We start from the raw sequence: 19969 nt of genomic DNA, 5'->3' as shown, positions 1-19969 counted from the left end.
ATAAAAAATACCTCCAAAGCTAAAGCTTTTACTTTAACTTTGGGGGTATAGGTCATAGCCTACTAGGTTCTTATCTAAAGATTTTCATTAACTTAACCTACTCGATAGGAGGTTAAGTTAATGAAAAAAATAATTACTATTATGTTAACACTCACTATAATTCTTTCAGTTGAATTACCAGCTAGCGCTGCCAATCTACACGTAGCACACACATCTTCGTTATCCTGGAGGGCAAACTACGATATTAAAACAAAAGGAAACAAGATCATCAAAGTTTCGCACATTAAAACATTTTCTTACATTGGCAAAATTGTCAGTAGAAAAATCATTCGAAACAGCAATAGTAAAGTAACTCTAAGAATGGTCAAAAAGGTTGGGACAGTAAATTATATTATTAAGTTAATTGCAAAGATAAAAAACAAAAAATTATTCATCTCGACTACTTAATCGGATATACTGTCGTTTTATTATTCCACGAAAAATTATCATTGTATATCACAAAACAATTTACAAGACTAACAACTATTGCAATAATTGAAACAGCAATGATTGATTTGTATAAAATATTATGCTTACTATTTCGCCATATCACATAACTAGGTATCAAAACGCCAATAGGTGCAATTAATGTTGAAATAATTGAAAGCATCATCAAGAGCAACCCTTTCATCACATTTTGATACTTTAAAACATTAACTTTATCAACCTTCAAATTTTCATGACTAACTTTTACGTTAGCAGTATCTTTTTGCTCAACTACTTGTTTCTTATGGTTAACTCTAATTAAATTATCAACCGGAATACTATAAATATCACTTAAACGAATAAGGTTATCTAAATCAGGATATACCAATCCCCGTTCCCATTTTGAAACTGATTGTCTAGTAATATTTAGGATATTTGCAATATCATTTTGTGAGTAACCTTTGTCAATTCTTGCTGCTTTGAGTTGGTGAGCTAAATCGTGTTCGATTATTTTTACACTCCTAAATTCTTATTGATTATTTCTCTAATTAGGATACTTTAAATAATTGAATATTCTGAGAATATCAAGTACCTTGTTTCTTCACAATATGTATTTACCAGACAAAAAATAGCGAGCTATCGTTCTAACAGATAGCCCGCTAACTTCATATTCAACTATACTCCAGCTCGCAACCACGCATTCGTTTCCTTGTACAATCGCTCAACTTCTTCCGGTCGATCCGTCCCTAATAAATCCTGACTAATTTGACCACCGGCAGCTTGTCGGACATAGGCCAGGAATTGATACGAGGGTCGTAAACCGTTAAAATCTTGAGGTATCACGTGTAAATCCTGTCCCGCAATGACTGGTCGTAAATTATCACTTTCGTTAATTGAGGTCAATCGACTAATCTTCCACTTAGTATCACGGCGTTCGACGCGATAAATCAGTCGCCGATAAGATTCTAATTCCGCTAAAGTACCATTGACCATCATGCGCATATGCGTCGTGGTTGGTAGTTCCACGTATGCCTTATTACCATTCAGATGAACGACAGGCGTACTGACACTCCCCACAATAACAAAGCGCGGATCAACTTCCTTCGATTCTGCGCCAATAAATGTACTTAGTGGTCCTTGTTGCCAACTAGTTGCCACAGTCGCGTCGGCGTAATAGCAATCTCGGATTTCAGGGTTATGCCGGGCACGAAATAAGCGCTCACGGGCCACTAGTTCACTAATTAGTGCCATATCAGTTCCGTTACTCATTGACGATTTCCTCCAATCATTTTAGCAATCACCGGCCGACATTTCGCGGCGATCAATGACAACGCTATTCAAAAACCAATGACGATGCCAGTCGCCACTTAATGCCGTAAATGGCACCGGCGTCTTCCCGCCTGCTTCCACCTTTTCAATCAAATAATTACGTAAGATCCACGGATCGTTCAAAGATTGTTGTGTTAAGTCAAATAAGTGATCGAGCTTAGTTGCACTAATCGCTAAATCATCAGCTACCTGGGCTTTCGTAAGACCAGTCAACGCAAAGTTAGCTTGTAATTCATCCCGGGTTGCCTGCATTTGTTGTGCGTTTAATGACATTATTTCGTTCCTCCTATAATTTAAATAACGTGGTTGCCGTGCCAAACGCGATTTGAGCCCGTTGTTCATCGGTCAAGTCGGCGATATCCAGGAAACTTCCACTCGTCTCCGGCTGCTTATACGGGTAATCGATCGAATACATCAGGTGATCCGCCCCCATCTCCGCTAACATAAATTGCAACTGAGGCGCACTCAAAATACCACTTGGCGTCACGTACACATTATGCCGATAATAAGTACTAAACGGATACTGCAAGTCTGTATATGTTGTTAACTCATCATCCAAACGTTCCAAAAATAGTGGGACTAGTTCGCCCCAGTGTCCTGAAATGAGCTTCAAACCAGGCAACTTATCAAAAATACCACTAGCAATCATCCGTATCACTTGAATCCCAACATCCATATGCCAACCATAACCGGCAGATGATAAGATCCCCGTGACAACGTCAGACCATTGGTTACTTTCAAAATAATGACTCGTTACTGCTTGCGGAATAAATGAGGGGTGAAAATACACGGGGACATCAAGCGTCGCAGATGCTTCAAAGATTGGTAAGAAGAATGGCTCATCAAAAAATTTATTCTGATAATTTTCCTTCAGCAACACACCCCGTAATCCCAGCGTCGTCACCGCTCGGTTTAATTCAGCGACCGCAGCTTGCGGATCACCAACTGGTAGAACGGCTAACCCAGCATAACGATCAGGATGAGCTACCACTGCTTTCGCTAATTCATCATTAGCTAATTGTGAGAGTGGAACTGCTTGTTCCGGCGATAAGTTCTGTGGTGATGAATTACCATAAGATAACACCTGCATATCAATGCCATATTGAGCCATAAATGCCAGACGTTCATGCTGGGTGTCTTGCATAATTGCAGGATTCGGTAAATTGTCCCGCATGTACTGGCGTAGCGCTGGACTAACTGTTGGTAACGCAGCGTTACCAACAGCTTGACGCATTGCGGTAGTCACAGCTGCCGATTCAAAATGCTCTTCAACGGTAATTAATTTCATTAGTCCACAATCTCCTTAATTGGTCAGTTATATCTAACTGTGACAGCTATTATAGACGCTTTCATATGCTAAAAAAGGGACGTTTTGAGACATATCGCAACCTGGTGTATCATTAACATATGACAAAATTAATTATGAACAATCAATTGCATATTGATCAGCGAACTCATCAAACTCATCGTAAATTGATTACTGCCCTGCAAGCGAATTTTAAGGCTCAAAAGTCCTTCAACGAGTTGACTGTCAAACAACTTTGTCTGGATGCCCACGTTGGACGTGCCACTTTTTATCGTCATCACCAGGATATTGAAGATATCATTGTGATTGAATACTTAATTGCCTTACAACAATTAGGACAAGCGTTGAATGACTTAACGACAACATCTTACGCGACCATTACTGGTGCGATCGTCACGACGATTCGTGCACATCTGGGCCTCCCCTTACTCGTGTCATGGGCCCAGTGTCGCGAGCGGGTCATCCCATTAGAGGTTGGTTTTGCCCAACAGCTACTAACTAGCTTAGCCATCCATCCTAAGCAACGGCATTTTATGGCAACCTATCTCGGCAACTGTCTTCACCAGTTAGCTTGGCAACTTGCAACCACACAGCCAACACTCAGCAAAATTGAGACTTACCGGCTATTTATTCAATTAATTCCTAATGTCTTACAAGCACCAACGATTCCAACCGACTAGTCCGTTTAGTGATTAGGATACACACCACGTTAGTTTGGCCGCCTACCCCTGATGCTGGCGAATGTCGTCATTATTCACACCCGCCGTTTGCCTTTATTTGACGCTACCCGTACCACCATGTACGCTAACAATATCAAACAATTTATGGAGGAAATATACCATGCCAATCAATCCAAATCGCGCCCAAGATGTCTGGAAGGATGTCGGTGAGCACGTTCAATTTACCGTTCTTCAATTAAATCGGCAGGATCAACAACACGACCGTGAAGTCTTTCAAGAATTTGCAGATCGGTCACAAGCCATCATTCGCTCATTACGCATCCGGGACGCCAAACCTGAAACTGGTACCCAATTAAAAGTTAGCATCGGCATCAGTAGTGCCGCTTGGGATTACCTGTTTCCTGGCGCACCCAAACCTAAAGAATTAGAAACCTACACCACCTTAAGTGGACCCAAATACACCATGCCAGCAACACCCGGCGACCTCTTCTTCCACATTCGCGCAAGCAACGAAGCGGTCGTCTACGAATGCCAAACGCAGTTCCAGCGGGTCTTAGCGCCAATTACGACCGTCCTCGATGAGACGAAAGGCTTTCGTTACTTCGAGGGCCGGGCCATCATTGGCTTTATCGACGGTACGGAAGCGCCGGCCGTAGAAGATGCCGCTGATTATGCCTTAGTTGGTGACGAAGACCCCCAGTTCATCAACGGTTCTTACGCCTTTGCACAGAAATGGCAACATGATATGCCCGTGTGGGAACATATGCACACCGAGGATCAGGAAAAAGCCGTGGGCCGCGAAAAATTCAGCGACTTCGAGTTAGAAGACGAAGACAAGTTTAAGAATGCTCACAACGTTGCTTCAAAATTGGAAATTGATGGTGTCGAACAAAAAATCGTTCGGATGAATGTCCCGTACTCCAATCCAGCAGCTGGTAACACAGGGACGTACTTCATTGGTTATGCCCGTCACTGGACGGTTACCAAAGGCATGCTGCAAAACATGATCGACCAAAGTGACTTTTTACTAACTTTCTCAACTTTACTATCCGGACAAGCGTTCTTCATCCCATCACGTGACCTGTTCGCTCAAATTGCAGATAATGATTTTTAAGCTATTACTAGCGTACTCGTTTTGACGTTAAGGCTTCGACTAGGAACACGCTGTTAAAAAAGGCAGTCTTGATTGGTACTTAATACATACCGATCGAGACTGCCTTTATGTTGTTTTAACTTTAGTTTAACGGTTTATTCACGAACAATATTGACAGCAGCGAACTCAATATCGTGGCTTTATATTGATTATCATTCCTTTTCACGGTAACTGGCAACCAACATCTGCTATAGTAGTAAGTAAAGCAACTATCAGGAGGTATCATTTATGGCAAATCGCTATTTACATAATGTCCAAGGTTTGTTCGACACCATCGCGCCGAACTATGATCGGATGAATAACATCATCAGTCTCGGAACGCATCGTCATTGGCGCAAGCAAACGATGGCCCAAATCCATTTAGCGCCTAACGCCCATGTTCTCGACCTCTGTTGTGGTACGGGTGATTGGACGATCGCGCTGGCTAAAGAATTACAGGCACCCGGTGAAGTCATCGGATTAGACTTTTCAGCCCCAATGTTAAAACTGGCACAACAAAAAGTGACCCAGCAACAGGTTGCCGATCGGGTCTGGTTGCGCCGCGGCAATGCGATGCATCTTCCGTTTAAGGACAACACCTTTGACCTCGTCACGATTGGCTTCGGGCTCCGCAACTTGCCTGATAAAGCCCAAGCTTTAACTGAAATTTATCGCGTACTAAAACCGGGGGCTCGCTTAGTCTGCTTAGAGACGTCTCAACCCGATCAACCATTGATTAAACCGGTCTGGCAGTGGTATTTCACAAAAGTAGTCCCACTATTCGGGCGCTTATTCGCCCATCAATATCAGGAATATTCCTATTTACAGGAAACCACTCGTCACTTTGCAAGCTACCAACAGTTAGCAACGATGTTTCAGCAAGCAGGCTTTCAAAATGTTCACTTCCAACGGTTCAACTTTGGAGCCGCAGCGGCTCACTTTGGGACTAAGGAGGCCAAGTAATTGGACGAACTGACCGCTTTCAATCAATGTCTGGCTTGGTTGACACACACCACCGCCTTGCCTGAGCACCTCGATGGTCTGGTCCTTTGTGGCAACAGCCTCCCAGCAACAGCCACTGCAGCGGGCCAGTTAGCCCAAGACTATCAATTACCACTACTCATTATTGCGGGCGGCATCGGCCACGCCACTAAGTATTTGCGGCAAAACTTAAACCTGCCAAAATCTCAAGCTAGTGAGGCTGAGTTGATGGCGACGCTTGTTCGAAAGACTGGCTATCAAGGTAGTATCCGCCTCGACAAGACTTCTACCAATACTGGTAGCAATGCCACGCATGCCCGCGCGTTAGCCCCCACCGATTGGCGCCACGTCCTACTCGTACAAGACCCGTTACTCGCGCGGCGGACTACCCTAACGTTCTCAGCCAATTGGCCCAATGCCAACTTTATTCGCTATGCGCCGGCGACCTTGCAATTAAACCGGCTACAACCAATGCAATTTACGCCAAACACAATATTAGCTGGCTGGCAACCCGCTTACTTTACTGAACTCTTACTCGGTGAATTTCAACGCCTAGTGGATACCCCCAACGGTTATGGTCCCCGTGGTCAGGGCTTCATCGCCCATGTGGATATTCCCGAAAAGGTGCTCGCTGCGGCCCGGTATTTACAGTCGCAATCACTACACCGCCAGCGTTAACGTTTATTTTTAAAATCTAGTAGTGCCACCAAAAAATCCCGTTTCACTGCAGCAGAACATCGCTACAGTAAAACGGGATTTTTATAAGATGGGTTGATCACGATTTAAAAACATCTGGATACTGTGTCCGCAACGCTTGTGCTGTTAATTCGCCCGCCATCCGGGAGCCAGCTAAATCTAAATGCACCCCGTCCGTGGTACTGAGTTGCCAAGTAGCCGTTTCAATGAGTTGCAATTGCATAAATTCGGCCACGACCGCGCGAATAATCGCTGCAAAATTCTGATTAAACGGGATCATTACAGCAAGCCGGCTATTCGGGTAAAGCGTCTGCACCTGATTAAGGAAGCGACGCAAAACTACCGTGAACGTCGTATCATCCGTGTGCCGATCATTAGTACCAACATTAATCACAACTAAATCCGTGGGTACTGGTTGCCACGTCGTTTTACTATCCACGGCTGTTAAAACCTCCGGCAGTACCGGTACGCCACCAGTTCCTGGTTTACTGAGACCAACGGCACTATAAGCAATGCGGACATTCCGTGCATTCAACAAGTCACTCGCAACCGCCGCATAGTTGGCTTCCGCGCGATAATCTTCGGCAGGGTACTTACCCATGACCCAGCAACCGGCCGTCAGTGAATCCCCAATCCACGTCACGCTGTGTCGGCCTAACTGAACTGGCTGTAACTCACCATCTGTCGTCAGGGCTTTCACTGCAAAACCTTGATTGCCATCCCACACACGGTCCTCATCAGTATTACCACTCAAAACTACCCGTACCACGTGAGGCCGACCATCCAGTGTCAACCATAGGGGGTCATTCGTCACCGCCTGCCGTTGAAAAGGCAAGCCATCAATCTGAATCGCCACCCAACTCGGTAGCTCATACGCCAACGGCAAGAATGTCAACCGCACAAAACTAGCATCAGTGACTTGAAAATCGATTTCAGCACCCAAATTAGTGCTATACATCACGTCTCGATCCGCAATTTGCTTGACCGCCCAACGCCCCTGAAAGTATGCCGGCATCAAGGGTTGATTGGCCTGCGTTATTTGATAATCCACGTTTTTTCCCTCCTATACCTCTTTTTTACTCAAACTTGATCATCCTACCTATTCTTCCGTTAACTTGTCATGAAACATGATTAAAACATGCCATTTAGTTGGCTTACTGTTCGTCAGCCGGTGAGCGTTCTATTCCGACCTCCGGGGCTGGATGACAATTGCTGGAACGCAGCCGACGTCGATTTGAGCTAACGCACAAACCGCGTCATCTCAAATACGAGTCTTATTCTAAGCCGGAAGAAAGGCACTTCCGACTAAGAATAATTTGGCTACTGAGCATTGTCATCCAGCCCCTCCAGTCGGGAAGCCGCTCGAATGGCAGATGAACGGCCACTTAACTTGGTACAATTGGTCGTTGACTATTTTGATAATGGAATTTTAAACGAGACTTTAAGGTTACATTAACCACTTTGTCGAGACGTTCGATTATTACTATAGTGATTTCGAAATAGTGAGCTATCAAAATGTTACCTTCTACCTGACAGTTGCTCGACAAAATTACTGTTTATAAAGAAAAATGATGAGTCCAATAAAAGTTGGATACATCTCCGTCTGCCATTCGAATACTGTCCCGACTGGAAGGCGTTTCTGACAATGCCCAGTGGTGAAATTTCACTTAGCAAGCGTCCTTTGCTTGGTTAGTGAAAGGCCAGTATTTAAGACGTGTTTTTTCGGCTCAAATCTGTGCCCACCACGTTCCGGCAATTGGCAGAAATGCCTGGAGGTCGGCGTAGGACGAACGAACTAAGCAGGTTTACGTTAACCCGAACTGTTTCCAGTGGGTCTAAGCTGGCTGCTTTTGAATTTAAAAAATGGCATGTTTTAATCATAATCACTGCCAGCAATCCAGAATTAATACTGTTATTTTGCAAAACTTGACGCCTATCAAGTTGCCATCAAGCTGAACTCACTATACTAGGGTCATCAAATCAAATAAGGAGTTGCAAATTATGAAATTCCAATTATTTCTCACTAAACATACGAATCAAATTACATTAGTTACGGGGATTCTGATTGTCCTTGGGATGCTCAGTAAATATCTCTTACAATTTACGCTCGGTTACCAAGTCATTCTAGCAGTTGCTTCAATTATTGCCGTCATTCCGATTGCGGTTCGTGCTTGGAGCGCACTTCGGAACAAAGTTTTCAGTATTGAACTGTTAGTTAGTATCGCAGTGATTGGGGCATTCATTATTGGTGAATTCAACGAATCCGCAATCGTTACTTTCCTCTTCTTGTTTGGCTCCTATCTCGAAAGCAAGACCTTGCAGAAGACGCGGACCGCAATCAAAGGCTTGACTGACATGTCACCAACTACCGCAACTTTAGTTACTGATGATGGCACCGAAGAAGTCGACGTTGATGATGTGGACGAAGGTGACGTTGTCCTAGTTAAAACTGGGAGCCAGGTTCCCGTTGACGGGATCGTCGTTGAAGGTAACGGTTACCTTAACGAAGCCTCAATTACGGGTGAAGCACGCCAAATCAACAAGCAACTCGATGATTCGGTTTATTCAGGAACAATGGTTGAAAATGGCTATCTGAAGATCAAAGCGACTCAGGTTGGCGACGACACGACTTTTGCCAAAATTATTGAATTGGTTGAAGAAGCTCAAGATACCAAGTCCAAAGCTGAAAAGTTCATCGACCGCTTTGCTCAATATTATACGCCTGCCGTCCTCGTTTTAGCAGTCTTAGTCTTCGCCTTCTCCCGTGACTTCCGCTTAGCAATCACGGTACTGGTTCTCGGTTGCCCAGGTGCCTTAGTTATCGGTGCCCCAGTGTCAAACGTTGCCGGAATCGGGAATGGTGCCAAGCGTGGTATCCTGATCAAGGGTGGTGAAGTCGTCGATACTTTTGCCAAAGTCGATACCCTGGTCTTCGATAAGACCGGTACTTTAACGGAAGGTAACACTGCCGTTACAACCATGCACACTTACACAAACAATGCGGATAATCAACTAGCTCTCGCTGCCGCTATTGAGGGAGTTTCCGACCATCCGTTAGGCCAAGCAATCGTCAGTTATGCCGACCAGCAGTCAGCGGGGGTCGCTCCCGTCCTAGATGACACTGAAACCGTTAAGGGCCAAGGAATCTGTGCACAAGTCGGTAAGCAAGAAGTTGTCATTGGTAATCAAAAAATGTTGACGGCTCATAATATCAAACTAAATCCTACTCAACTCAAAGATCTCAATGATTTACAAGCTGGTGGTCAATCAACCGTTATCATGGCAGTCGACGGACAAGTTCAACTCATCTTCGGGATTGCCGATACGATTCGTCCAGGCGTGAAGGATTCCCTCGCCGCATTAAAAGCCCAAGGAATCAAGAAACTCGTTATGTTAACTGGAGACAATGAACTCACCGCTCAAGCCGTTGCCAACGAATTGAACCTAGATGAAGTTCACGCCAACCTCTTGCCAGAAGAAAAAGTCGAATACGTTAAGAAACTAAAAGCAGCCGGTAACATGGTCGCCTTTATTGGAGATGGCATCAACGACAGTCCTTCAATCGCTAACGCCGATATCGGAATCGCAATGGGTAGTGGGACTGACGTTGCCATCGACACATCCGATGTCGTCTTGATGCAATCAAGCTTCCCCGCATTAGTACACGCCCACGGTCTCGCCAAGAAAACTGTCTTGAACACTCGTGAAAACATCTTCATCGCCATTACCACCGTGGCCTTCCTACTGATTGGGCTAATCTTCGGTTATATCTACATGGCCAGTGGGATGTTTGTCCATGAAGCTAGTATCTTAGTCGTTATCTTCAACGCTATGCGGTTAATCAATTTCCAAACCAAGTTCGACAAGCACCAACCAACTAAAACCATTCAAGCAGCCACAGCTTAATCAAGTCTCCCCAACTTGGTTACAGGCCTAGCAAAAAATAACGGTCCGCCGACTAGTCTTCCCCAGCTAGTCAGCGAACCGTTTTATCATATTGCAATCAAAAATGATAGACCAATAATAATTTCATAAATACGCTCGGTTAATTAATTGCGATTATAAACCAAAAAAGATCTTATAAATCCAAATTCCAATAACGGCACCAACAATTGGGGCAACCACGGGAACCCAACTATATTCCCAGTGAGAACTACCCTTGTTCGGCACCGGTAATAACGCGTGTACTAGCCGTGGTCCCAAGTCACGGGCCGGATTTAGGGCCGGACCGGTTGGACCTCCTAACGAAATAACCATGGCAGCAATCAAAAGTCCAACGCCAATATTGGCGATATCGATATTTTGATGAAAAAACATCCCGCGGTATAATCCCATGGCACCAAAAATCAGGACTGCGGTTCCAACCATTTCCGTAACAAAACCGTTTAACTGACTGTTCGCATGATCACTAGTTGCAAACGTCCCTAAGACTGCCTCATTATCAGTCGTTTGCCGATAATGGGGCCAGTACAGTGCCAAAATCAAGCATTGGCCTGCAATTGCTCCTAGAAATTGCCAGATTAAGTAAGGCGCAACGTGCGCCCAGGGAAAGATTCCAATCACGGCTTGCCCAATCGTAATCGCGGGGTTTAAATGGTTACCAGAAATCGAGCCAAACATCATGGCTGGGAGCATGACCCCCAGTCCATATCCCGATGCAACCAGGAGCCATCCTCCATTGGCGAGTCCTGGATCATCGTTACCAGTCGTGTTCTTCAGGAATGCGTTAGCGACAGCACCATTACCTAGTAGTACTAGGATCAGCGTGCCAAAAAATTCAGCGGCGTAGCGTGCTTCCCATGAACCTGTCATCTGTAAATCCTCCTCGTATGGTACCGAGCATCTATGATAATTTGAAGATACCAGATAAAACTGTTTATGTAAACGCTTTATTTTGCTTAAATAAGCGGTTTCTAATAATTCAACATAATTCTACCAGATACCCTGGGTTGTATAATTATGAAGCGCTAATATAACACGCTCGCGTCAACATGAGATCTTCAACGTTAATGCTCGCGATCACAACTAGAAGATTCTCAGGTGACGCTAGCTTCCACAACAAATCGTTATTATCTAATTACCCAATACATCAGTCCTTTTTAAATCCCTCCACGGCCAGAAGCAGAATACTTGCTCGTGTATACCTATGGGGGTATATTGTTTAGTGACAAATACTTACTAAAGGAGTCAACTAAAATGATTAAAGAAATACATGACCAAGATTTTGCCAAAGAAACAGATACTGGTATCGCCGTTATTGATTTTCGCGCAGACTGGTGCCCACCATGTCGCATGATGGACCCAATTCTTAAGTCCCTTTCTGAAGACCCCGCTTACAAGGACCAGGTCAACTTCGTTTCATTGAATATTGACCATGACCAAGCTACGGCCAGTCAATTCCAAGTTCAAGGAATTCCAACCTTCCTGATTAAGAAAGATGGCCAAGTCGTCAGTCACATGGTCGGAGCACGTCCTAAGCCTGATTTTGAAGCCGAACTCAAAAAAGCACTTGCTTAATTACGAAGGGGGCATCATGAATCATGGCAACTACTGAAGAATATGTCACTAGCAAGCAGATCAAGACCCGGCTAAAACGCTCGGCTGGTCAACTGGACGGCGTTTTGCGTATGATGGACGAAAATCGTCCTTGCGAAGATGTCTTGGTTCAGCTTTCAGCAGTGAAATCAAGTATCGACAAGGCCATGAAACTCGTCATCGCCCGTAATATTAATAATTGTATAGATGCGATGACCACGGCTGATGTTCAGAATCTTGAACACTCCTTGGATCTACTGCTAAAAACCAAATAACGCCAAAAAAGACGGTGTCGCCAATCTCAGTTGGTTATACCGTCTTTTTAGTGCCAGTTGACTCAGTTAAGCACCGTATCTGTCAGGCAACTTATCGAGTCAATCTTTCCAATCTCCCTTTTTCCAGTCATCATGGTTCCAATCATCTTTTTTCCAGTCATCGTCGTCATCACTGTGGGACTGCTCGGCATCCTTGGGCGCTCGTTTTGCTCGCTTCAACAGTACCGCCGTTGAAATCACCGTTACGAACCCAGTCGCAATAATAAAGACAAATGTCCACATCACAATGTCGCTAATCGCCATCTCGGGGCCCTCCCATATAATTTAATTGTCGTTAGTATAGCGCAGGCCCGTTGTAATAGCAAAAACGCCCTGGATAGTTTGCCCACACAATCGCTATCCAGAGCGTTTAATTCTTCAGCGACAACGACCTAATCGTCGTCATCCTCATCTTCTTCATCCAAACCAGTTCGAGCATCGTTACCAAGATAAGCTTGTAATTCCCGAATATTGCGATTGTTACTGCCACGATAAGCAACTAACCAAGCTGCCAGTGCCGGCCGGGTTTCTTTTTCAGCAAGCTTGATAGCCCGGTCAACGAATAGGTTTTCCGTATCAAAATCCTTGATTGTTGCGGCCACGAGTTCATCAACAGATTGATACTTGAAAGCCCCATTTTCTTCCAACATGGAATACTTGGTTAATTCAGCCGTTGTGGAAGATGGCTTCTGGTTTTCATCTAGGAGTAATTCGCCTAATTCAGCAAACTGACGGACATTCTGATCTAACAAACGTTGATATGCTGTCCGCAATGCCAATGATTGTGGTCCTTTAACGTACCACTTCACTTGGGTCAACTTAACGTAAGCAACCATTAAGTTAGATAAAATGTGATTCGTCATTGCGCCCGCTGTTGGGACATGGTGATCAATGTCACTCTGTTTTAATTCCGCTGCGTATTGTTCGTCGATCGTTAGTTCACTCATCGTTTATTCCTCCTACTTAACCTTGACGTTTTCAACTTCGTAACCAAGTCCGGTAACAACTTGTGCCAAATCATCGGCATTCGTCACTTCAGGATCAAAGTTAGCCTTGACCTTGCTGGCATTGAATAGCACCTTAACATTCTCAACGCCGTCATGGTTAGCAACGGCCTTTTCGATCTTGGTCATGCATGATGGGCAAGTCAACGTTCCTAATTGCATAATAATTTTCATAATCAATTACCTCCGTGTCGTTCATTTGATGGTTCTATCATAACCGGATTTGATTGACCAGAACTTGACGGCCGTCAAGAAATTCAAAAAAGTTTTACGCTACAATATAGTTATTAAAACAGTAGGAAATTTAAAACGTCAAACCCTATCTACCAAGCAAAATCTGTTATAGTTAGGGTGAATTTATTCAGGAGGTGGGCCTTATGGCAGAACATGAATGTGTGCAGTTAGTCCCAATTTTTAGCGAACTCGGTAGTGAACAATTAGACACCATCGAATCGATCGTTCGTCACCACCACTATCCAGCCGGTAGCACTTTATTTGGTGCTGATGATCCACTGGATTCACTGATGATTATTGCTAATGGGCAGGTTAAAGTCTATCAGTTAGCCGCCAATGGTCGTGAGCAGCTCCTATACCTATTACAAACTGGTGATATCGATGGCGAAGCTGCCTTATTTGAAAATCAACGGCGAACCTCATTCGGTGAAGCCTTAGTACCGACGGATGTTTGCAGTATTCGCCGTTCAGACTTTCAAGACTTGATGCAAAAATATCCAAGTATTAGCATCAACGTCTTAAACGTCTTTGGCAAACGTCTCAGTCAACTGGAACGTCAAACAACCAGCACGGCCACTGAATCCGTCGAAGCCCGTTTAGCGAACTATATCACTGAAACAGCGGCAGCGCTCAAAACCGACACGTTTAAATTGCCATTAAAGAAAAAGGACCTGGCGACGTTCCTCGGCACCACCCCTGAAAGCATCAGCCGTAAGCTCGCCTTATTCGAGCGTCAAGGCCTAATTACGCAAAAGCCTGGCAAGGTCATCGAAATTAACGATGCCGACCAGCTATTATTAACTGAATAATGACTACTAATTAAATTATCCCTAATCCCCCGGATGACTAGCGAAATCACCGTTAGTCATCCGGGGGCTTTTACGTCAACCATCACACTGCCTCATAAGGTGATTTACAGGCACTAACAGCTCCTGCATGCCGATAATTCAGAAGTAATCTTGCCCTTTACATTAACATTCACAACCCATCCGCTACTGATTCGGGACTATTAAGATGATTAGTATCATTTTTTACTGAGTCGGTACCAGATGATACCACTGAGAATAATCTAAGGTATAATTAACTTAGTATTAGAAAATTTATTAGGGAGTGGATTTAATGGCAACCATTAATCAAGCAGCAGTAAAACAAGATCTCTACGATGCCGTCAACGGCGAGTGGCTCAAAACCGCCGTCATTCCGGATGACCATTCTTCAACCGGGGGCTTTATGGACTTAGTTGATGCCATTGAAAAAACGTTAATGCATGACTTTGATGCAATGGCGGCGGGAACAGTTACCCCCGGCGATCCTCAGCTAACCGAATTCATTAAGTTTTACCGCTTAGCTAAAGATTTCGACCAACGCAATGCCAATGGTGCGGAACCAATTCTGCCGTGTCTCAAGCAAATTGATAGTTTAAGCGACTTTGCTGACTTACAACAACGGATGCCCGATTGGATCTACGACGGCCTCCCATTACCATTCAGCTTGGATGTCGACGCTGATATGAAAAATACCAAGGTCAACGCCTTATTTGCCCAAGCACCTGGGACTATCTTGCCAGACAAGACATACTACGACGAAGGCAACCAGGCCGGCCCTAAGTTACTAGCAATTTACGCTAAAATGATGACCGAACTGTTGCAAAAAACTGGTTACGAAAAGGACGAAGCACAAAAAATCGTTGATGACACGCTGCAATTCGATCGTTTGATCGTTCCGTGGATCAAATCCGCAGAAGAGTCGGCCGATTACAGTAAGATGTATAATCCTCGCAAATTCAACGATTTTGTTAACACTAGTCGTTATTTAGACTTAGCCGCCATCACCTACTCCGTCATCGATGGTAATCCCGACCTCGTCATCTTGCCAGAACCCGCCTTCTTCGATCACTTTAACGAAGTAGTCAATCCTGATAACTTCGGTCTGATGAAGAACTGGATGAAGGCTAAGCTCGTTCAACGGTACAGTGGTTACCTCAGTGATGAAATGCGGGTATTAGCCACGACTTATTCACGGGCATTGTCTGGTCAAAAAGAACCGCGGAACCAAGCTAAGAGTGCCTACTATCTAGCTACCGGAACTTTTGATCAAGTCGTTGGACTCTATTACGGCCACAAGTATTTTGGTGAAGCGGCCAAAGCGGACGTTCATCAGATGGTCGAAAAGATGATTGCCGTCTACAAACGCCGGTTGCAAGCGAACACTTGGCTCAGCGCAGATACGCGTGCTAAAGCCGTGACCAAGCTTGATAAACTCGGCATTCAAGTCGGTTACCCTGATAAACTAGAAACGATTTACACGAAATTCAAGACGCACACGCCCGAACAAGGTGGCAACGTATTGAGCAATGTCCTCCACTTTAACCGTTTGGCACGCCAAGACATGTTCTCAAAGTGGGGCAAAGCCACTGATCGGACCCGTTGGGAAATGAGTGCGGACACCGTCAATGCTTACTACCACCCATTTATGAACATTATTGTCTTTCCAGCTGCTATCCTACAAGCACCTTTCTACAGCTTAGAACAATCTTCTAGCGCTAACTATGGTGGTATTGGTGCAGTTATTGCTCATGAAATCTCGCACGCTTTTGACAACAATGGTGCCCTATTTGATGAATTCGGTAACTTGCATAATTGGTGGACCGAGGAAGATTCTGCCCACTTCAAGGAACTTGCCAAGTCCATGATCAGTGAATTCGATGGCTTAGACTTTGCTGGTGCGAAAGTTAACGGGACGTTGACCGTATCCGAAAACATCGCCGATGCGGGAGGCTTAAGTTGCGCGGAAGAAGCTGCTAAGGGCGAAGATGACGTTGATTTGAGTGCGTTCTTCACTAACTGGGCCATGGTTTGGCGTATGAAGGCCACGACTGAATACATGCAACTCTTACTTTCAATCGACGTCCACGCTCCAGCTAAGCTCCGAGCAAACGTACAACCTAAGAACTTAGATGATTTCTACACAACCTTCGACATTCAACCCGATGATGCCATGTATTTGGCACCAGATAAGCGGGTCAAAATCTGGTAAAAAGCTTTAATCATTGAACACTAAGACCGACTAACAAGCGGTGCGATTGCTTGTTAGTCGGTCTTTTATCTGTTCCATCATTATGGGTCTTATTCATTCAAATTACGCGTTAGTATATTACAATAGAACTGTCGTCTGATGCCGTTACATCGTTATTGGACTGTGACCCAGTCTCAATCACGACTGCACCGCAAATCACACCAGCAGACGCGTTATTAGTCGACCTAACGCCATTTTCAGCGAGGGTCATCAACAAGGCAATCCCAGTCCACTTGACGCTTAAATCAGCATATTTGGACACTGGTAACCATCGAAAACAACTAGCATTAACTATGATTAAAACGTGCCATTTTTTGAGTTCAAAATCAGCCAGTTTAGGTTCGCTGGAAACAGTTCGAGTTAGCGTAAACTTGCTTAGTTAGTTCGTCCTACGCCGACTTCCAGGCATTTCTGCCAATTGCTGGAACGCAGTGGACACAGATTTAAGCCGAAGACCACGTCTTAAATACTGGTCTTCCACTAACCAAGCCAAGGACGCTTGCTAAGTGGAATTTCACCGCTGAGCATTGGCCGAAACGCCTTCCAGTCGGGACAGTATTCGAATGGCGGACATGTGCGTACTCAGTTTTTGATGGCTTTGTCGTTGTTTCTTATAAACAGTAATTTTGTCAATCAACTGTTAGGCTAAAAATGATATTGTGATAGCTCGTTATTCTGAATCGCCGTAGTAACAACTGAACGTTTTGGCAAAGTGAAGAAGGCACTCTGATATTTCACCTAAAGTTCCAATATCAAAATAGCCAACGACAAATTGTACCAAGTTAAGTGGCTGTTCATCTGCCATTCGAGCGGCTTACCGACCGGAGGGGTTGGGTGACAATGCTCAGTAGCCAAATTATTCTTAGTCGGAAGTGGGTTGCTTCCGGCTTAGAATAAGACTCGTATTTGAGATGACGCGGGCTGGGCGTTAGCTCAAATCGACGTCGGCTTACGTTCCAGCAATTGTCACCCAGCCCCGGAGGTCGGAATAGGACACTCACCGGCTGACGAACAGTAAGCCAACTAAATGGCACGTTTTAATCATGATTCATAACAGTTTAACTAGTACAATAGGAATTACTAAATATTCATGACGCATTTTAAAGGAGGCACTATGTCACAATTTGAAAAGTATCATCCCATTCTAACGCCACACTATACGTTCGATTGGTTAACAAAGGTGCGCGTTATCGACGTTTTCAACTTATATCAGACCAGCAATGCGACAGCCACTATGGAAACAACCGCTGCACAAATTAACCACACCATGCGCGAGATTTTTCATGACCACCAGCTTGTTTGGGGCGTAACGGATCGAGACACGAATGCGTTCGTCGGTCAGGTCGGCTTTGCCCCAATCGATACGGCTAAGCATGAAGCAACTCTCAGTGTTGACCTGACTGCTACTTATCAGCAAGTAACTACGCTCAGGGAAATCTTAGAACGGTTGGTGGCATTTGGTACCGTTGAGTTAAAGTTGAACCGACTCACATTGATTTTACCAAAGCACGATGACCTAATGGCACAAATACTGGCTGGCCTTAACTTTAGTACCACCGACCACTTAACATTCAATTATCACCAATAAACAAATAACGCGATGCTACCTTCATGAAGCAAGGTAAGCATCGCGTTATTTTAACTTATTATTCAGTGACAGCTTCGGCCGCATGGGCAATCGCTGCTTGACCAAGTAAGTTCAAATAGTTAAATGGCCGGTCGTAAATTGGTTGGAAGAACATATCTACGAACCCTAAGTCGTCAATGGTATTGTGATTTTGAATCATCACTGAAATCACATTGGCTGATTGCGAAACATCATGTTCACTCATGAATTGTGCACCTAGGATTTCGCGAGTTTCAGGATTGTAAACCAATTGCATTAAAACAGGCTTAGTGGTTGGCATAAATTCTGGCCGGTAGTTGTCTTCAAAAGTGACAGCGGCTGCCGGAACATTTTCGGCCTGTGCATGTTCTAGGGTCATCCCAGATGAAACGATGGTTTGGCCGAACAACATTAACCCAGAAGTTGATTGTGTCCCCATGTACTTCCGCGTTGGCTTGAAGATGTTCAAACCAACTAAGGTTCCTTGGCGAACCGCATTCGTTGCTAATGGGATATAAGCATCTTTCTTAGTTGGGTTATAGTGAACAGCAACCGAGTCACCAGCCCCGTAAATGTCTGGATCAGAAGTTTGCATGTAGTCATTGGTCTTGATCGAGCCATTAGCGTTCATATCGACCTTGCCCTTGAGTAAGCCGGTATTTGGCCGGAAGCCAACACAAAGAATCGCCATGTCGGCTGTGTAGCTGCCCTTGTCAGTCTTGACCGTAACTTCTTTACCATCATCACTGAAGCCTTGCACCATTTGATTCAAAGCCATCTTGATACCGTGATCAACAAAGTCTTGTTCAACCCGGTCAGTGAATTCTTTGTCTAAGTATTTATTTAAAATCCGTGGTAAACCATCAATTAGTGTGACTTCCTTACCTTGCTTCTGGTAAGCTTCAACTAATTCAGTACCGATATAACCGCCACCGATCACAATGACCCGCTTAGCTGGTTTGGCTGCTTCCCATAAATTCTGAGCGTGCGTCCAGTTCTTGCATAAGTAGACATTGGGACTATCGATGCCGTCAATTGGTGGAATAACAGGCCATGAACCAGTAGTGACAACTAACTTGTCATAGTGATCAGTCTTAGATTCACCAGTCTTTAAGTCAGTAACCGTAATTTCATGTTTGTCAGTATTCACATCCGTCACATCATGTTGCATATGAACAGTTGCGCCTAACTTAGCTAACTGTTCAGGACTGGAATAAAATAGGCCTTGAGGATCAGCAACTTGGCCGCCAAGGTAAAGTGCGATCCCACAGGATAGGAACGAGACATTGTCATTTCTTTCATAAATCGTCACTTCAGTATCTGGATTTGATGCTAAAATCTGATTAACGGCAGCAGTGCCGGCATGGGTACAACCAATTACAATAACTTTCATTTTTAAATCGCTCCTTAAATGTGTTTATATTCACAATCATGCTTGTGCAACATGTATTTGGTAACAATTACATTGTACTAAAGTAAAAAGAAAACGCAACCAAAAACACGTAAAAAGTGTAAATGCTTCACTAATCGCACGATAAACAAATGCCTTGATTACAACGTTCTCAGTCATTCAGGCTGATTATTCATTCACTTAACTGTGGTAATTAAAATT

The 19969-nt window shown here is 44.4% G+C and carries 22 protein-coding genes; 11 read left to right on the top strand and 11 right to left on the bottom strand.

Annotated elements, in window-relative coordinates; translation table 11 throughout:
* Nucleotides 1-120: 120 nt before the first annotated feature.
* Complete coding sequence (locus MMY95_RS12350) at nt 121-447, top strand: DUF5626 family protein (RefSeq protein ID WP_053267507.1); 327 nt, start codon at nt 121-123, stop codon at nt 445-447.
* On the opposite strand, the gene MMY95_RS12345 is transcribed toward MMY95_RS12350, so the two are convergent.
* The 4 genes from MMY95_RS12345 to MMY95_RS12330 form a co-directional block, all read right to left on the bottom strand.
* On the bottom strand, nt 440-973 hold the full coding sequence (locus tag MMY95_RS12345) for a helix-turn-helix transcriptional regulator (RefSeq protein ID WP_072533880.1): 534 nt from the start codon (nt 971-973) through the stop codon (nt 440-442). The two genes, MMY95_RS12350 and MMY95_RS12345, sit on opposite strands and share 8 nt — an antisense overlap.
* 167 nt (nt 974-1140) lie before the next feature.
* On the bottom strand, nt 1141-1734 hold the full coding sequence (locus MMY95_RS12340; RefSeq protein WP_053267506.1) for a nuclear transport factor 2 family protein: 594 nt from the start codon (nt 1732-1734) through the stop codon (nt 1141-1143).
* Between the two features lie 21 nt (nt 1735-1755).
* Complete coding sequence (locus tag MMY95_RS12335) at nt 1756-2067, bottom strand: DUF2316 family protein (protein ID WP_011102157.1); 312 nt, start codon at nt 2065-2067, stop codon at nt 1756-1758.
* 13 nt (nt 2068-2080) lie between these two features.
* Nucleotides 2081-3082: an amidohydrolase family protein gene (locus MMY95_RS12330; RefSeq protein ID WP_104796006.1), complete on the bottom strand. Its 1002-nt coding sequence runs from the start codon at nt 3080-3082 to the stop codon at nt 2081-2083.
* 119 nt (nt 3083-3201) lie between these two features.
* On the opposite strand from MMY95_RS12330, the gene MMY95_RS12325 reads away from it, so the two are divergent.
* From MMY95_RS12325 to MMY95_RS12310, 4 genes are all read left to right on the top strand, one after another.
* A complete protein-coding gene (locus tag MMY95_RS12325) occupies nt 3202-3780 on the top strand; it encodes a TetR/AcrR family transcriptional regulator (protein ID WP_015826091.1) in 579 nt (192 codons plus the stop codon).
* Between the two features lie 160 nt (nt 3781-3940).
* On the top strand, nt 3941-4894 hold the full coding sequence (locus tag MMY95_RS12320; RefSeq protein WP_053267504.1) for a Dyp-type peroxidase: 954 nt from the start codon (nt 3941-3943) through the stop codon (nt 4892-4894).
* A 267-nt stretch (nt 4895-5161) separates the two neighbouring features.
* Entirely contained in the window at nt 5162-5875 is a 714-nt protein-coding gene (locus MMY95_RS12315) for a demethylmenaquinone methyltransferase (protein ID WP_003645523.1), read from the top strand.
* A complete protein-coding gene (locus MMY95_RS12310) occupies nt 5876-6571 on the top strand; it encodes a YdcF family protein (protein ID WP_003643017.1) in 696 nt (231 codons plus the stop codon). It abuts the gene before it with no gap.
* A gap of 97 nt (nt 6572-6668) precedes the next feature.
* Here MMY95_RS12310 and MMY95_RS12305 read toward each other — a convergent pair whose 3' ends face one another.
* A complete protein-coding gene (locus tag MMY95_RS12305; RefSeq protein ID WP_053267503.1) occupies nt 6669-7640 on the bottom strand; it encodes an SGNH/GDSL hydrolase family protein in 972 nt (323 codons plus the stop codon).
* A gap of 950 nt (nt 7641-8590) precedes the next feature.
* Here MMY95_RS12305 and MMY95_RS12300 point away from each other — a divergent pair.
* Nucleotides 8591-10495, top strand: coding sequence for a heavy metal translocating P-type ATPase (locus MMY95_RS12300; protein WP_053267502.1), 1905 nt, complete (start codon nt 8591-8593; stop codon nt 10493-10495).
* A gap of 153 nt (nt 10496-10648) precedes the next feature.
* On the opposite strand, the gene MMY95_RS12295 is transcribed toward MMY95_RS12300, so the two are convergent.
* Nucleotides 10649-11401, bottom strand: a complete 753-nt coding sequence (locus MMY95_RS12295) for an MIP/aquaporin family protein (protein WP_003645580.1) — start codon at nt 11399-11401, stop codon at nt 10649-10651.
* Between the two features lie 384 nt (nt 11402-11785).
* Here MMY95_RS12295 and MMY95_RS12290 point away from each other — a divergent pair, with 384 nt between their 5' ends.
* Both MMY95_RS12290 and MMY95_RS12285 read left to right on the top strand, forming a co-directional pair.
* Nucleotides 11786-12106, top strand: a complete 321-nt coding sequence (locus tag MMY95_RS12290) for a thioredoxin family protein (RefSeq protein ID WP_003643543.1) — start codon at nt 11786-11788, stop codon at nt 12104-12106.
* A 23-nt stretch (nt 12107-12129) separates the two neighbouring features.
* Nucleotides 12130-12399, top strand: a complete 270-nt coding sequence (locus MMY95_RS12285) for a metal-sensitive transcriptional regulator (protein ID WP_104796010.1) — start codon at nt 12130-12132, stop codon at nt 12397-12399.
* A 99-nt stretch (nt 12400-12498) separates the two neighbouring features.
* Here MMY95_RS12285 and MMY95_RS12280 read toward each other — a convergent pair whose 3' ends face one another.
* From MMY95_RS12280 to MMY95_RS12270, 3 genes are all read right to left on the bottom strand, one after another.
* Nucleotides 12499-12702: a hypothetical protein gene (locus MMY95_RS12280; protein WP_003645582.1), complete on the bottom strand. Its 204-nt coding sequence runs from the start codon at nt 12700-12702 to the stop codon at nt 12499-12501.
* Between the two features lie 128 nt (nt 12703-12830).
* Complete coding sequence (locus MMY95_RS12275) at nt 12831-13385, bottom strand: DNA starvation/stationary phase protection protein (protein WP_053267500.1); 555 nt, start codon at nt 13383-13385, stop codon at nt 12831-12833.
* 12 nt (nt 13386-13397) lie between these two features.
* Nucleotides 13398-13619: a heavy-metal-associated domain-containing protein gene (locus MMY95_RS12270; protein ID WP_024272221.1), complete on the bottom strand. Its 222-nt coding sequence runs from the start codon at nt 13617-13619 to the stop codon at nt 13398-13400.
* A 200-nt stretch (nt 13620-13819) separates the two neighbouring features.
* On the opposite strand from MMY95_RS12270, the gene MMY95_RS12265 reads away from it, so the two are divergent.
* The gene (locus tag MMY95_RS12265; protein WP_053267499.1) at nt 13820-14485 is read left to right on the top strand and encodes a Crp/Fnr family transcriptional regulator; all 666 of its coding nucleotides are present in this window, start codon (nt 13820-13822) and stop codon (nt 14483-14485) included.
* 310 nt (nt 14486-14795) lie between these two features.
* Nucleotides 14796-16712, top strand: a complete 1917-nt coding sequence (locus MMY95_RS12260; RefSeq protein WP_053267498.1) for a M13-type metalloendopeptidase — start codon at nt 14796-14798, stop codon at nt 16710-16712.
* A 109-nt stretch (nt 16713-16821) separates the two neighbouring features.
* Here the strand turns inward: MMY95_RS12260 and MMY95_RS12255 are convergent, their stop codons facing one another.
* Nucleotides 16822-17013, bottom strand: coding sequence for a hypothetical protein (locus tag MMY95_RS12255; RefSeq protein ID WP_022638763.1), 192 nt, complete (start codon nt 17011-17013; stop codon nt 16822-16824).
* Nucleotides 17014-17865: 852 nt separating this feature from the next.
* Here MMY95_RS12255 and MMY95_RS12250 point away from each other — a divergent pair.
* On the top strand, nt 17866-18339 hold the full coding sequence (locus MMY95_RS12250) for a GNAT family N-acetyltransferase (RefSeq protein ID WP_003643547.1): 474 nt from the start codon (nt 17866-17868) through the stop codon (nt 18337-18339).
* A gap of 58 nt (nt 18340-18397) precedes the next feature.
* Here the strand turns inward: MMY95_RS12250 and MMY95_RS12245 are convergent, their stop codons facing one another.
* Entirely contained in the window at nt 18398-19750 is a 1353-nt protein-coding gene (locus MMY95_RS12245) for an FAD-dependent oxidoreductase (RefSeq protein WP_003643033.1), read from the bottom strand.
* Between the last annotated feature and the right edge of the window lie 219 nt (nt 19751-19969).

It is taken from the genome of Lactiplantibacillus sp. ME-2, from assembly GCF_022549155.1.
Lineage (GTDB): Bacteria > Bacillota > Bacilli > Lactobacillales > Lactobacillaceae > Lactiplantibacillus > Lactiplantibacillus plantarum.
This window is presented reverse-complemented; position numbering and strand designations above follow the sequence as displayed.

Coding starts and splice junctions, on each gene's coding strand:
- MMY95_RS12350 (WP_053267507.1), top strand. CDS start 121: ATGAAAAAAATAATTACTATTATGTTAACACTCACTATAATTCTTTCA.
- MMY95_RS12340 (WP_053267506.1), bottom strand. CDS start 1,734: ATGAGTAACGGAACTGATATGGCACTAATTAGTGAACTAGTGGCCCGT.
- MMY95_RS12335 (WP_011102157.1), bottom strand. CDS start 2,067: ATGTCATTAAACGCACAACAAATGCAGGCAACCCGGGATGAATTACAA.
- MMY95_RS12330 (WP_104796006.1), bottom strand. CDS start 3,082: ATGAAATTAATTACCGTTGAAGAGCATTTTGAATCGGCAGCTGTGACT.
- MMY95_RS12325 (WP_015826091.1), top strand. CDS start 3,202: ATGACAAAATTAATTATGAACAATCAATTGCATATTGATCAGCGAACT.
- MMY95_RS12320 (WP_053267504.1), top strand. CDS start 3,941: ATGCCAATCAATCCAAATCGCGCCCAAGATGTCTGGAAGGATGTCGGT.
- MMY95_RS12315 (WP_003645523.1), top strand. CDS start 5,162: ATGGCAAATCGCTATTTACATAATGTCCAAGGTTTGTTCGACACCATC.
- MMY95_RS12300 (WP_053267502.1), top strand. CDS start 8,591: ATGAAATTCCAATTATTTCTCACTAAACATACGAATCAAATTACATTA.
- MMY95_RS12295 (WP_003645580.1), bottom strand. CDS start 11,401: ATGACAGGTTCATGGGAAGCACGCTACGCCGCTGAATTTTTTGGCACG.
- MMY95_RS12290 (WP_003643543.1), top strand. CDS start 11,786: ATGATTAAAGAAATACATGACCAAGATTTTGCCAAAGAAACAGATACT.
- MMY95_RS12285 (WP_104796010.1), top strand. CDS start 12,130: ATGGCAACTACTGAAGAATATGTCACTAGCAAGCAGATCAAGACCCGG.
- MMY95_RS12280 (WP_003645582.1), bottom strand. CDS start 12,702: ATGGCGATTAGCGACATTGTGATGTGGACATTTGTCTTTATTATTGCG.
- MMY95_RS12275 (WP_053267500.1), bottom strand. CDS start 13,385: ATGAGTGAACTAACGATCGACGAACAATACGCAGCGGAATTAAAACAG.
- MMY95_RS12265 (WP_053267499.1), top strand. CDS start 13,820: ATGGCAGAACATGAATGTGTGCAGTTAGTCCCAATTTTTAGCGAACTC.
- MMY95_RS12260 (WP_053267498.1), top strand. CDS start 14,796: ATGGCAACCATTAATCAAGCAGCAGTAAAACAAGATCTCTACGATGCC.
- MMY95_RS12250 (WP_003643547.1), top strand. CDS start 17,866: ATGTCACAATTTGAAAAGTATCATCCCATTCTAACGCCACACTATACG.
- MMY95_RS12245 (WP_003643033.1), bottom strand. CDS start 19,750: ATGAAAGTTATTGTAATTGGTTGTACCCATGCCGGCACTGCTGCCGTT.